Annotated in this window: 13 protein-coding genes and 3 pseudogenes; 4 read left to right on the top strand and 12 right to left on the bottom strand. The window is 33.7% G+C overall.

The window, feature by feature from the left end:
- Positions 1 to 22: 22 nt before the first annotated feature.
- From B3P23_RS10245 to B3P23_RS10235, 5 genes and pseudogenes are all read right to left on the bottom strand, one after another.
- Positions 23 to 664 carry a hypothetical protein gene (locus B3P23_RS10245; RefSeq protein ID WP_293925687.1) on the bottom strand — a complete coding sequence of 214 codons (642 nt, stop codon included), beginning with the start codon at positions 662 to 664 and terminating at the stop codon, positions 23 to 25.
- A 3-nt stretch (positions 665 to 667) separates the two neighbouring features.
- Positions 668 to 1,555 carry a nucleotidyltransferase domain-containing protein gene (locus B3P23_RS10240; protein WP_293925686.1) on the bottom strand — a complete coding sequence of 296 codons (888 nt, stop codon included), beginning with the start codon at positions 1,553 to 1,555 and terminating at the stop codon, positions 668 to 670.
- Between the two features lie 1,465 nt (positions 1,556 to 3,020).
- Positions 3,021 to 3,200 (bottom strand): annotated as a pseudogene (locus tag B3P23_RS21480) (IS3 family transposase); the annotation flags it as partial.
- A 205-nt stretch (positions 3,201 to 3,405) separates the two neighbouring features.
- Positions 3,406 to 3,525 (bottom strand): group II intron maturase-specific domain-containing protein, encoded by a 120-nt coding sequence (locus tag B3P23_RS21475; protein WP_414713145.1) that lies wholly within the window; start codon positions 3,523 to 3,525, stop codon positions 3,406 to 3,408.
- A 50-nt stretch (positions 3,526 to 3,575) separates the two neighbouring features.
- Positions 3,576 to 3,998: pseudogene (locus B3P23_RS10235) on the bottom strand (IS66 family transposase); the annotation flags it as partial.
- 72 nt (positions 3,999 to 4,070) lie between these two features.
- Between B3P23_RS10235 and B3P23_RS10230 the strand changes: the two are divergent.
- Together B3P23_RS10230 and B3P23_RS10225 are read left to right on the top strand one after the other, a co-directional pair.
- Entirely contained in the window at positions 4,071 to 5,081 is a 1,011-nt protein-coding gene (locus B3P23_RS10230; RefSeq protein ID WP_293925685.1) for a hypothetical protein, read from the top strand.
- A gap of 886 nt (positions 5,082 to 5,967) precedes the next feature.
- Positions 5,968 to 6,696 (top strand): FtsK/SpoIIIE domain-containing protein, encoded by a 729-nt coding sequence (locus tag B3P23_RS10225; RefSeq protein WP_293925683.1) that lies wholly within the window; start codon positions 5,968 to 5,970, stop codon positions 6,694 to 6,696.
- On the opposite strand, the gene B3P23_RS10220 is transcribed toward B3P23_RS10225, so the two are convergent.
- The 4 genes and pseudogenes from B3P23_RS10220 to B3P23_RS10205 form a co-directional block, all read right to left on the bottom strand.
- Entirely contained in the window at positions 6,634 to 7,107 is a 474-nt protein-coding gene (locus tag B3P23_RS10220; protein ID WP_293925681.1) for a hypothetical protein, read from the bottom strand. The two genes, B3P23_RS10225 and B3P23_RS10220, sit on opposite strands and share 63 nt — an antisense overlap.
- Before the next feature lie 18 nt (positions 7,108 to 7,125).
- Positions 7,126 to 7,563 carry an SOS response-associated peptidase family protein gene (locus B3P23_RS10215; protein WP_293925679.1) on the bottom strand — a complete coding sequence of 146 codons (438 nt, stop codon included), beginning with the start codon at positions 7,561 to 7,563 and terminating at the stop codon, positions 7,126 to 7,128.
- Positions 7,547 to 7,750, bottom strand: a pseudogene (locus tag B3P23_RS10210) (transposase); the annotation flags it as partial. The pseudogene B3P23_RS10210 and the gene B3P23_RS10215, both read right to left, overlap by 17 nt.
- Positions 7,751 to 8,216: 466 nt before the next feature.
- Positions 8,217 to 8,525, bottom strand: coding sequence for a putative quinol monooxygenase (locus tag B3P23_RS10205; protein ID WP_293925678.1), 309 nt, complete (start codon positions 8,523 to 8,525; stop codon positions 8,217 to 8,219).
- Positions 8,526 to 9,099: 574 nt separating this feature from the next.
- Here B3P23_RS10205 and B3P23_RS10200 point away from each other — a divergent pair.
- Positions 9,100 to 9,336 carry a hypothetical protein gene (locus B3P23_RS10200; protein ID WP_293925676.1) on the top strand — a complete coding sequence of 79 codons (237 nt, stop codon included), beginning with the start codon at positions 9,100 to 9,102 and terminating at the stop codon, positions 9,334 to 9,336.
- Positions 9,320 to 9,502, top strand: a complete 183-nt coding sequence (locus B3P23_RS10195; RefSeq protein WP_293925674.1) for a RidA family protein — start codon at positions 9,320 to 9,322, stop codon at positions 9,500 to 9,502. The genes B3P23_RS10200 and B3P23_RS10195 overlap by 17 nt, the downstream gene beginning before the upstream one ends.
- A 143-nt stretch (positions 9,503 to 9,645) precedes the next feature.
- Here the strand turns inward: B3P23_RS10195 and B3P23_RS10190 are convergent, their stop codons facing one another.
- From B3P23_RS10190 to B3P23_RS10180, 3 genes are all read right to left on the bottom strand, one after another.
- The gene (locus tag B3P23_RS10190) at positions 9,646 to 10,557 is read right to left on the bottom strand and encodes a helix-turn-helix domain-containing protein (protein ID WP_293925672.1); all 912 of its coding nucleotides are present in this window, start codon (positions 10,555 to 10,557) and stop codon (positions 9,646 to 9,648) included.
- A gap of 73 nt (positions 10,558 to 10,630) precedes the next feature.
- A complete protein-coding gene (locus B3P23_RS10185) occupies positions 10,631 to 11,368 on the bottom strand; it encodes an SDR family oxidoreductase (protein WP_293925670.1) in 738 nt (245 codons plus the stop codon).
- A gap of 11 nt (positions 11,369 to 11,379) precedes the next feature.
- Positions 11,380 to 12,282: an NAD(P)H-binding protein gene (locus B3P23_RS10180; RefSeq protein ID WP_293925668.1), complete on the bottom strand. Its 903-nt coding sequence runs from the start codon at positions 12,280 to 12,282 to the stop codon at positions 11,380 to 11,382.
- Positions 12,283 to 12,373: the final 91 nt, after the last annotated feature.

The raw sequence follows: 12,373 nt of genomic DNA, 5'->3' as shown, positions 1-12,373 counted from the left end.
GCGATTGACACTAAACACAATATCAATTAAATCTTCCTAAAATCGTCTTCTGCACAAACGTCACGTCAATTCTACCCTTATATCCTCTTTTATTGTAATATTCGCCGACCAAAGATTTTAAGTCGGGATGATATTTCAATTGGCATGTGCCAATATGATTGTCTAGTTGAGGACTTGATGTATTAGCGGTATTGGAGAAAATGTAGAAGATTTCGAAGAAACCATTTGACAACTTTCTTATTTCTTCTGATACACTAATTGATTCAGATGATTGCAAACTACTATTATGATCACCATAATATGAGTGTATTTTTATTTCTGATGCATTTTGACAAATTTCAATGATACATTTCTTCCTTACAGGAAGTTGAGATTGTGGGTCAATATATGTAGACGTTAGTTCCCCTTGATATCTACCATTGAGGTTAGGAAGATCAACCAGCCACTTACACGCTACGTATTTCCAAAGGATGTTGTTGATCAATATCAAAAATAATGTTAGAATGGCTACGGTGGAAAAATTCCCAATGTAGCTGTAAATAGAATTAAGATACTCAGACTTTTGAATTAAGCTTTCTAAGCGCTTTGATCCGGGAGCTATGAGCAATGAAAGCACAAGAATTGAAATGATCAAATTGCTTGTTTTGTAGTATTTGAAATTCATAGATTAAAATTCTAGGTACCGCCACATCTGTAGCATAAATTGATTGACGTCTTTAATACTCCATTTACGTCCTCGAAATAAATAAAGTAACTCGGAAACTTCACCCCAATCTTTACAGGTTTCATTTTCACTTGTAGCATTATAGATATACTTAATCGCCTCTTTAAGCCTTTCAGTCCATGTATGATTGTTATTATATACATAATTTGGGACATTCCATAAGAGACATTCTAACAAGAAGGATGTAATATTTTGATTGACTTCATACCTGTCATCGAGCATCTTGTACCTAATGCGCCTAAATATTCTTGTAAGTCTTTTAAACCGCTTCTGAGTTTGACTATTTTTGAAACGGCCATTTTCGATATGTTGTATTGGAAAATTTGTAACGAGCGTACCATCATTCGCTATAAATCGCACACCTTCAACAGGAGTACGGGATTCACTATCATATCTATCGAATCTCAGGGTTGGGACAACATCAATTTCTACTCTAGTAGTATTCGGTAGTACAGTTATGCATTTATTGTTGTTTCTTACGTATTCGGAACCGAAGTGATAGACCAAGGCATTAAATACGTCATTTCGATAAGTTGTATATCTATAATCTGACGGCGAGTAACCATAATCTTCATAATTTTTACCTGAAGGTAGTTCATAAAAAACTGTATTGGTTAACATGACATTTATGTCAATATCACTATTTACTCTAACATTAGTGTCGTTTGCATAAGAACCCTGACCAAATATGGTTATGGACCTAGTTTTTAAAGCAGGCCAGTTATTGATAGCCTCTTTAACTTGTCTCTCCGAATTGGAGAGTTTTTCTTCTTCCGTATCACTTGGTGGATATCTAAAATTATTTAATTGATCTTCCGTAAATTTAGGCATAATGTTCTACTTGTACTTTTTGACTATTATTACTCGTGGTGCTGGTCATAATGATTTTGTATAGGTTTCAGAATTATGGTTCAATTTTGATTTCTCTACACGATCTAGTTTTATAAATGATCGAGCAATTCGAATATCTCATTTTTTTAAGTCATTTCCAAAAGACATCTAAAATATTTCCTTTTGTGGGATAGTTTCCTCGCACTATGATATAATAGCTTTGCTTCCTTTATAAACTTATCGCTTCTTAGGACATTTAATGATGTAAGAATCAGCATATATTATCATCAGCTTAATTCTTTTCCGATTGTAATTATTTTAAAACGGACACTTTAAATTTCAGTATTACATGATTACATATATTAATTTAATTAGACGATAATAAAAAACACTTATTTATCACCAAAATGATGTAATATTTTAAAGTTACATGAAGTAGATACGGATCTTTTAAAGGAAATGAATATATTTGAAACCTATAATAAATCGGAAAGTAAACATTTAAAAATAATTTTAACCAAAAAGAGCCAATGATCTATGCAGGATATAAAAAACTTTTATGACTTTCTAAAGGATAATCTGGGAGTATCAATTGCAACAATCTACATTGTGAGCTTTATTAATTATTTCATTTACTACTACTCTTTTGGCATTCCCATATTTAACTATATTGAGCTTACAGATCTTTTATTCTTTTTTTTTGAATATATCATTAAAGTAACACTCGTAGTTTTCCTCGTCGAAGTAGTACTATTTATTATTCATACTTACTATTACAGAATAACACATGTCTATATAACCCTTTTTCAAAGAAAAAAAGTGATAGTTTATTTTACAGCAAAAAAGAACAATAAAGAACGTTTCATAAATATTCTAGAAAAGAATGCAAGCCAAAGCCTCAGAAATTTCAAATTGACCATAATTCTGTTGTCTGTGTTTTTTGTAGGATATTTCCCTTTGAAGGTTATAATTATTCCTGCGTTATTTGTTTATTTAATATTTATTTTGAGCCAATTTGATAAAAAAACTTTCCAGACACTAACTTTGCTGATGTGGTTCATAATTATTTTTTTCGGTTTAATATCTTCTACAATTTATGATTCTTTTTCTAAAAGGTACTATAAAGAATCCTATGTTATTTCCTTTAAGGAAGGAGATCGAATTATATCCACTGACCAATACAAAAGTTGTTTAAATTATCTTGGAGAAACTTCCAAATCCATCTTTTTGTACGATATTAATGCAAAAAAATCTAAAATATATTTTAAAGATAATATTTCGAACATACAAATAGACAATGATAATAATCAGATTGATTATTACACAGAAAAACTAATAGTATTTTTTAAGAAATACACATAAAATATCTCCTAACAAGGCTACCAAAACAGGTAAAGCTGTAAGTAACCCATTTTTCATGCATCTGAAATTAGACTGGACTTGCAAATAAAATCTGCAGTATGAGTTAAGCAGTTTTTTTAAGATTTTGTTTTTTGTTATTAAATTGCTCTATGGTAATATTTCCCAGTGTAGGATGTCTACACTCTCTATTGTAACAAATTTCTATGTATTCAAATAAATCGCCTCTCATTTGCTCATTGGATACCAATTTGTTACCATATATTTGTTCTGATTTTAATGATTTAAAGAAGCTTTCTGCAACTGGTCGAGTAAATAAAGGGGAGTCTCAGCCCTAAATCTCTCACAGGAACGTACGTGAGCCTCTCGACTCATAAAGCTCTTGTTATTCAGCCAACCATTTAATGTTTCCAATGAGCAAATAATCTTGGGTCTTTAAGATAAAGTTGTTTTAAAAACTTCCCAGCACCAGTAACACGTCTTTGTATAGGTTAATACTTCCTCATTAAAAAATTTGTCAGCTTATCAATGATATTCCGATAAAAAGAATTTAATGATGACTTTCTGAATCTTCCATAATAGTTTATCCAACCTTGAATGACTGGATTGATATTTTTCGCACATTACTCTATACTCAGACTATAGGTATCCGTCCTACGAACTACATATTTGATTGTTGGCTGCTTTGTTTATAGTTCTGTGGAAATAGGTCTTTTAAGTTTTTGTGATTTATGGAAATGATATTCCCCAGCGTATATTTCAACCAATTGAAAGGATTGACCTCATGTTTTTTACAGATAGCAAAGAATGAGTACATCATTGCTGCACGCTGTGCTGCCTCATGACTTCCGGCAAAGAGGTAGTTTTTACGTCCCAGCGCAACTGGTCTGATTGCATTTTCAATCTGATTATTATCGATCAATAATGAGCCGTCGTACAGAAAAGCAGATAAGGCATCCCATCTTGCATATGCATAAGCCATGGCTTTTCTGATCTGACTTTTTGGAAGTGTAGATTTTATCTCTTCAAATATCCATTTACCAAGCTCATTGATAACAGGTAATGATTCTGCCAAACGTAGCTCTTAGAAGATGAAATAGATAATGAAACCATTTCATTGCAAATGAATATATTTAATATATCCTATATTTGAGAAATGAAAAGAATTTACCAGATTGTCGGCTTTATTATCTTAATAAACTTTTTTAATCTGCATTTTGTAAATGCACAGGTCAATTGCAAACAGTTATTAAAAAGGAAAATAAGTTTGCAAGACATAGAGCCTAATAAAATAGAGCTAATTCTTAAAGATTTCTCAAAGTTAAAGGCATGTGGACTCGACAGCACTGCATTAGAAATCATTAGTACTCCCCCTCTCTTTGAGACCTTAATTCTTCCTTTAGTAGAATCGGGTAATAAGAAGATAACCTATCAAGATATCTTTAATGTAGTGCTAGAATTTCAAAATTCTAAAGAATTCCCTTTATTAAGAACATCACACCATGCATCAGAAATCCTTAAAAATAAGAAGGTTGACCTCAATACTTGGATATCAGATCAAAATCTCCTTTTACAAATTCCGATAGATTCCAACGAAGTACAACGATTTCACAGCTATTTAAAAGATAATTTATCAAGAGATAACACATATTTTGAAGCCTGGAGCCTTTTTAAAATTTTTGAGAACGAACAACTCGGAAAAACTATGGGTACAGCACGAGAAAATACCAAAATTAATAGTAAACGTAAATATGAAATTTTATCAGAAAAGTATTATTACATGGCGCTTCCCGAAATTCTTAAGGAAGCTGAAAATATTAATAGAAATGTCGTGATCTATTTTACCGGTTGGGGACATGTGGATAGTAGAAAACTAGAAGTCTCATTGTTTGACGATATGCAACTGAACAAATTACTTTTTGATAAATTTATGTTTATAACCTTACACACTGACGATAAAACTAAGATCGTAAACTCTCCAAACCAAAATGAAACTAACGGAACCAGTATGACCATAGGTAAACGTAGCCAAAAAATTCAGCTTCATTATCTAGGTTCTGAGAAACTTCCTGCATTTATATTATTGAATAGCAAAGGAGAATTAATCAGGAGTTTACATAAAAACATAAATAAAGCAACCCTACTTACCTTTTTAACAGAGAAATAAGAAAGAATAATATCCATAACTATTTCAATCTTTTTGCAGATAATTCTACTTTAATATTGATTTCATATTGACATTCTTGAAATATTAACAGACTAATTTTTGAGTTTCAAAAATTATAAACACTAATCAACCAATCTCCTCTTCAATAGCTCCAACTCCCCTGCTATTATATCTGGCCAACGAGCAAAACCTTGTCTAATAATCTCTTCACCATATGCTATAGTAAATAACTGAGAGATACTAAAGGCAGACTCGCGATTGCCACCCATCTGTCGTAAAGTTAGCTGTGATCTACTTTTACCTTATCTTACAGCTGTAGGATGATTGAGAATATATTCTTGCTGTATTTGCTTTAAATTCATCTGTATAGTTTTTTAAAAATTAATAGATCAATCAGAAAGCCCTCAATAATTTCCCTTCTAACACTTCTTCAGTCACATCAAGGATCTGCTCGATCACATCAGTCGCAGACTCTTCCTTAAACTCGCACATAAACGCACATGTCGTTTACTTTTGTCGGGACAAAATGCTGTATAAAATCATACAAACCAATGTCTGACTCAGAATAGGATGAACACGCAAAAATGTTGAGCAACCGGTTATTCTTTAGCATATCCATCTTTATTCAATATCCAAAAAGAAAGAATAAAACTAAATAAATAATTTATTATCTACTGTAAATTTTAGTTTGGTTGATTTAATAGTTATTTACTATAAACTGAAGACTAAACAAGCAGAATTTAATATTATATTTAAATAAGTAAATTATTGATCATATATATTTACTTCATTGTGGAACCATAGATCTTATATGGAAATAAAAGATCACGACCAAATCACCTTAAATAGAAACGATTAAAAAATAATGGTAGGAAAAGAATAAACTATGAAAGACGAAGCGAGACTTGAAAACATAGAGCAATTAAAAAATCTTATTGAAGCAGACTCGAATGAACATGCTCTAAAAGAGATAGCTACGTTGTTTGTAAGTGCGATGAATGATTGGCCATGCCAAAATCAAACTAATATCAATGAATACATAGAAGAGTTACATAACTATTTTGGGACACCCATTACTAAAGATGCAATATTGAGTACAACCACAAGTGATTCTAGTGAGGATTTATGGAGGAAAGAATCTGCCGCTTCACTCTTAGAATTGCTCGACATTGCAGAAAAACAATATCAAGAGAAAGATCTTGAACAACTTATCCAAACGATTGTCAAATACTACCAAAATCCTTCAGTAATAGCTGATCCGGTGACACTAGTAGAACAATTTGGAGTATATGATGAAAAGATGGATTTATCTAGTTACCAATATCCAACATTAGAATTACTGCCAAGTTTACTCCAGTCTTTATTTTCAAAAATCGGACAAGAAGCTTCTCAGTATAAACTTCCTCTTCTGCTTGATGGTTCCGAAGATTTAATACTTCGTGAGCTTTACCATCATCCTAATATTTTATTAGCAGGTACCATAGCTTCTGGCAAAACGCAATTCGTCTACAACCAGTTGGTCATGTGGCTGTATTTATACCACCCGGCACAATTAAAACTCGTGATATGCAGAACTAAGCCTGTTGATTATAATACGTTGGCTGATATAAGCTAGATACAGAAGATGATTGCCTGTACGTAAGGCATAATTGCGTATTAAGAATCGCTTCGGATCGAATGAAAAAACATAATATTCTGGATCGGAGATAAACTTATACTGCTTGCCGTAAAATTGGATTTTATCCTCCAACTCTCCTAAATGATCTATTTCTATAAATACTTCTCCTAAAAGCTGCCCTTCATCTATATTGGCAAGTGCATCGTCAATGACCAATAGCGCTTGCTCTTCCATAGGAACAATGCTTCCACTACAATCTAAGTGTAATAAATAATCATCAACATCAGGTACAGTTAACGGATACCATGTTGGGTTTTCGTCATCAACTGTATTTTTGGATGTTAAAATGTTATAACCGTTACGCTTTAATTCTAATAGTATAATTCTGCTCAGGGGGACAAACTTCATAAGATCTTACACATATCACTAAAACAAACTTTGCTGCATGGGTCCATCCTGTCCTAAGGGTGGCAGATCTGACCATTGATAGGGTTCGTAACGGTGCTTGCCATCTGGCCTGTTGGGATATCCTCTCAAGGTATAGACTGGATAGTATTCTAATGCCTGATCGGGCATCTCGTAATTGAAAATGGGCATCAGGCTTTCTTCATCTTGTGCATGGAGCCATTGCTGTTCGAGCTCAGGTGTTAGAAATAAAGGCATACGTCTTTTGTTCGGTCCATCATTATGGATCTGGCCCATAACGGTATTGGTTTCACGTGTGAGCATACCAATGCTTCCTATTTTATGGATTTCACCTTCCTGATCAACGATCTCATGCCACTGATATAACCCTAGGATATAGAAGATCTCTCTTCCCTTCTCTCCAATGAAATAGGGTACTTTCTTTTTCCATCCGTGCATTTTCTTCTTCAAGTTCCTTCAGGCGCTTGACATCAGATGCTTTCATGCCACCGTAACGGCTTTTCCAGTTATAAAAGGTGGCTTTGCTAATCTCAAGCTCCCGGCAGATATCATCGGTGTTTCTACCTTCTTCTCCCTCTTTGAGAGCTCTTACAATCTGGGTTTCTGTAAAACGTGTCTTTTTCATCTTATTACTTAAATCTAAACATATATGTCCAGTTTTAAGCTGTTTGATTTTTTGGGACACTTACAACTGGGTGGTAATAAATTTTTAGTAAAAAAACATTACTGCATTTTACTAATCAATCATCTAATACACATAACACCATTTAGATTAAAAAATGAATCGTTTTTTTAGATGTTTTTATAGCTGCCAACGTTTCGCTGCTTTAGTGCCAATGCTATTCAAGCTGACTGAGTTTTCTCGGTCAAGAGAAAACTTTCTTCGTAAAAGACAAATTTCCTGTTACCGGACACCATCAATCTCCTTCAGCCCTGTTAACGATAATGTATGATTAGGGTAAGAAGCATCGTGAAATAGTTTTTCGAAGGCATTTAACTTCTCTATCATATTATTTGATAATCAGATAATATAGCTCAAAATAAATTTGATATGAAAAAGCGTCTCAAAGATATTTTTTGAGACGCTTTTTTTATTTTCTAAATTTTGCAAAAGACTGGTAGACCGATGGTTCACGTTGTATCTCCAAATCCAATAACAACTGTTCCCATTCCAGAACGTAAGGTTGCTTGAGGGTAACATTCATAAAATGCTCAATATCTTCATTCCACACTTCATAAACAAAAAATTCTTCGGCTTTTTGAATATTCTGATGAATAGTGGCTTGAACGAAATTTTCCTGCTCGCTCACCGTTTCAAAAAGGTCGGCAAGGGCTTTTTTAAATTGTTCGTAATTGTCAGGTTTTGCAGTAAATTTGATAGCTAATGTAAATTGTTCCATTTTATTAATGTTTAAAATTTAATATTATAATACCTTCTTTCTAGAATCATATTATCTTCTTTGCAAATTTACAATTGATTTGTTTAAAATTGTAACAAAGTATCAAAAAGTAACTGTAACATTCGGGTAACAAGGTAACTTATGGAAGGTTATAAAATTCTAACCAGCAAGTGTGACGCACACGTAAGAATCAAATGTAATGTATGCGTTGAGCGGAAAGTGAAAAATTTCCGTTTTAACATCCCGCAGCTTTAATGAGAGAAGACGATTCACCGATTTATTGAATGATGTAAGTGGAATCTCCAACATAATGTTGAGTAAGGGCTGAAAAAATGGAACTAATAAATTTAATTTCAATAGATATTATTAAAGCACATCCAGTTATAGTTTTTTACGAACTCAAAGCCCTCTGTAAAAAACTAACTTAGGTAATACAGAGTCTTTCGGGCTAGGGAACCGAACATAAGAAAGAAATTATTAAGTAATTTTCGATGTTTTTATGATGTTATATAAGAAACAAGATAGAAATTAAAGGTGACTTCTGAACAAAATAATAATTTTATGAAATAAGAAATTGGATATATTAGCCCATCATATAAAGAAAGCTGTAGAAATTTCCAAAAACGATTTGGAAAAAGTGATGTCTTTTTTCGTCAAAGAAACTTTTAGAAAAAAAGATTTTACCATCAATGATGCAAGGAATTATGTTCAGGCTGTAGAAGTAAAAAATGTGCAGAGTACGCTGTACGTGTCTGGTCAAATAGCAATTGAAGACGACGGAATTTCAAGCCGATATGAAGATCCAAATTGAAAAAGCATTGGAAAATCTAGAAAAGGTTATTCTTCAGGCTGATTTTGAAATGCAAAATATTGTCCGTCTCAATGTCTATACAACGGAACATAGTGAGCTATTTAAAAATTTTGATGTTCTTCAAAATTGGATTTTCAAACATCAAATCCACAGGCCACAACTGTAATGGAAGTCAAAACACTTTTTGAAAAATTAAAAGTGGAATTTGAAGCGACAGTCTTAAAATAGAAAGTCACCTTAGTTATTAGAAGGCGATTTAGGATTTAAATTTTAAACCTGAATCGCCTTTTGATTTTATTTCTGAAACTGTCAATTAAATGATTGCCTGAATTGGGCCGGAGTCATAGAGGTTTTGGTTTTAAATAGTCTACTGAATGACTGCGGATATTCAAAACCTAACTGATAGGCAATTTCAGCGACTGGTAAATCTGTTGTCGACAAGATCTCTTTTGCAAGCTCAATGAGTTTATTGTGGATGTGTTGTTGGGTATTCAATCCTGTCAACGAACGGAGCATATCACTTAAATAGTTGGCTGACACATTCAGTTGCTCTGCAATATACTGAACAGAGGGTAAGCCTTTCTGAATAGCCTGTTCATTATTAAAATAGTGATTTAATATATATTCAAACTGTTGAATGAGACCGTTATTCAAAGCTTTTTCCGTAATAAATTGTCTTTTATAAAATCGTTCGCAATAAGTAAGTAAAAGGTCAATTTGTGAAATTAGCACATCGTGACTGAAATTATCAATCCTGCTATCCAGCTCCTCTTTAATGATATTAAATACAGAGAATATTGTTACCTTTTCTTTTTCGGAAAGATGCAATGCTTCGTCTGTAGCGTATGTAAAATAATTATATAGCTTTACTTTTTTGGCTAAAGGATAGGACAATAAAAAGTCAGGATGTATTAGCAATATATAACCTTTGCTTTTGTTGTTTTTAGGTTTTTCAAATAGCTGTCCGGGAGCTGTAAAAACCATCCCGCCTTCACCGAAATCATAATGACTCTGTCCATATTTTGCGCTCCCAATAGTATCTTTATACGCTATCTTATAAAATTCCATTACCATAAAGTCGGGCAGAATATCCTCAGGCATCGACATTTCTTCTATGGCAATAAAACTGATTAAAGGATGTTCAGGTTTTGTCAAACCAAATTTTTGATGAAACTCGGACAGCGAACTGAACTTATGGAATTTGTTCTTTGTATCTTTCATAATAGCCAATTTTATATTTCAGCCTAGCGTTGAGCTAAATTACACCAGAAATTCTTCTAAAAATAATGAATTATTACCAAGGCGTTTCACCTGTTTGCGGATTGTGTTCTTCACTGATAAACTTTCCCGAAGGACCGTCTTTGTCAATCATTGCATATTTGGAAATTCTTACTCCTGCTTCCAGTACAGTACCCGTACCACGGTGACCATTAAAATCTGTAGCCACAAATCCGGGACAGACTGCATTGACCTTAAAAGCAGTTTCGCGAAGTTCATATGCAAGATTGATGGTGTACATATTCATTGCTGCTTTGGAAGCAGTGTATACAGCCCCTTTGTGATCATAATATTTCCAGGTCGGATCGCAGTGCAGTGTAAGTGAGCAACCACTTGATGATACGTTGACAATCCTCGGCTCATCAGATTTGTTTAACAAATCAATAAACGCTTGCGTTACACGGATAACACCATATAAATTGGTATCCATTACTTTATGGAAATTTTCGGCTGACGCTTCCAGGGCTGCTTGGGGCAATCCACCATTTATTCCTGCGTTATTGATAAGTACATCCAATGTATCTGTTCTGCTTCCTATTTCTTTTCTGGCTTGCGTAATGGATAGCTGGTCTGTTACATCCAGCTGAATAGCTTCAACATTAGTGTAACCAGCTTTATTGAGTTGCTGTACTGCTGATTCTCCATTATCTAGATTTCTGCTTCCTATGAAAACATAATATCCATTTTTCAGAAGTTGTTGGGCAGTTTCAAACCCAACTCCCTTATTAGCTCCTGTTATCAATGCTTTTTTCATTTCACAATTATTTATTGGTTGTATACTTCTGCGAATTCTTTCGCAAAATCATTAAGTTTTATTACGCCTAACTTGGGTTTGTTCAAGTAGAAATCTTGATACAGACTTCCATCAGCCTGTGCTTTCTGCATCGCTATCATACCATTTGCAATCCAGTCATTGACACCTGCAGAAAGCATCTGATTACGCAATTCTTCAGCCGGGATTGTTTTCCACTGTAAATCTGTATTTCCGATTGCTTTTCCCAAAGCATCTGCAATTTCGTCTGGCGAAACTTCATCACTTGCGACATATTGTACCGTTCTACCGACAAAAGGTTTTTCCATTTCATCTGCAATGGTTGTTGCTATATCTTGAGGAGAGACCCAAGGTTCTTTTATGCTGCCTCCATAACTTTGGATAATAGCTGCCTGAGATTTTATCATTGGCATCCATCTGTAGATATTGCTAAAGAAACCTACGGGACGAAGAAATTTTATGGAAAAACTTTCTGGTAATGTCCGCAAGATATTTTCTACATTGTGATGTACGAGAAGGCTTCCTGTACCTTGCTCCGAATGGGCACCAACACTGCTCAGGTGGATGATATTTTTTACTCCGGAATTTTGAATAGCTTGCACATAATTTGCGGCTATATTTTTGAATTCTTTTAAGAAGTCAATATCCTTGTCGAAGATACTTCCAATTCCTTCCCAAGCTTCCATCAAATAGACCGTGTCGGCTCCCTGAAAAGTTTTCGTTAAAAACTGAACGTCCTGAATAGTTCCAAAAGCTGGCACAGCGTCCAATTTTTCTATTTCAGCTTTTCTTTCAGTTTTACTACTGATGAGTGTTACCTGATGCCCTCTTGCTACTAATAATTTTGTAAGTGGTTTTCCTATGTTCCCTAAAGAACCTGTTAATACGATATTCATTGTACTTATATTTATGAATACAAAATTGCTTCAACCACAGGAAATAGAAATAACAGAATCAGGGAATTGATTAACATAAACGGGGCAATAT

The sequence above is a fragment of the Sphingobacterium sp. UBA6320 genome (genome assembly GCF_002440335.1).
GTDB lineage: Bacteria > Bacteroidota > Bacteroidia > Sphingobacteriales > Sphingobacteriaceae > Sphingobacterium.
The sequence above is the reverse complement of the archived record's forward strand: the minus strand, read 5'-3'. Positions and strand labels throughout refer to the sequence as shown.

What these genes read in the sequence shown, in the direction of transcription:
- B3P23_RS10220 (WP_293925681.1), bottom strand. Translation starts at nt 7,107, where the DNA reads ATGAAGTTTGTCCCCCTGAGCAGAATTATACTATTAGAATTAAAGCGT.
- B3P23_RS10215 (WP_293925679.1), bottom strand. Translation starts at nt 7,563, where the DNA reads ATGCACGGATGGAAAAAGAAAGTACCCTATTTCATTGGAGAGAAGGGA.
- B3P23_RS10180 (WP_293925668.1), bottom strand. Translation starts at nt 12,282, where the DNA reads ATGAATATCGTATTAACAGGTTCTTTAGGGAACATAGGAAAACCACTT.
- B3P23_RS10185 (WP_293925670.1), bottom strand. Translation starts at nt 11,368, where the DNA reads ATGAAAAAAGCATTGATAACAGGAGCTAATAAGGGAGTTGGGTTTGAA.
- B3P23_RS10245 (WP_293925687.1), bottom strand. Translation starts at nt 664, where the DNA reads ATGAATTTCAAATACTACAAAACAAGCAATTTGATCATTTCAATTCTT.
- B3P23_RS10230 (WP_293925685.1), top strand. Translation starts at nt 4,071, where the DNA reads ATGAAAAGAATTTACCAGATTGTCGGCTTTATTATCTTAATAAACTTT.
- B3P23_RS10240 (WP_293925686.1), bottom strand. Translation starts at nt 1,555, where the DNA reads ATGCCTAAATTTACGGAAGATCAATTAAATAATTTTAGATATCCACCA.
- B3P23_RS10225 (WP_293925683.1), top strand. Translation starts at nt 5,968, where the DNA reads ATGAAAGACGAAGCGAGACTTGAAAACATAGAGCAATTAAAAAATCTT.
- B3P23_RS10195 (WP_293925674.1), top strand. Translation starts at nt 9,320, where the DNA reads ATGAAGATCCAAATTGAAAAAGCATTGGAAAATCTAGAAAAGGTTATT.
- B3P23_RS10190 (WP_293925672.1), bottom strand. Translation starts at nt 10,557, where the DNA reads ATGAAAGATACAAAGAACAAATTCCATAAGTTCAGTTCGCTGTCCGAG.
- B3P23_RS10205 (WP_293925678.1), bottom strand. Translation starts at nt 8,525, where the DNA reads ATGGAACAATTTACATTAGCTATCAAATTTACTGCAAAACCTGACAAT.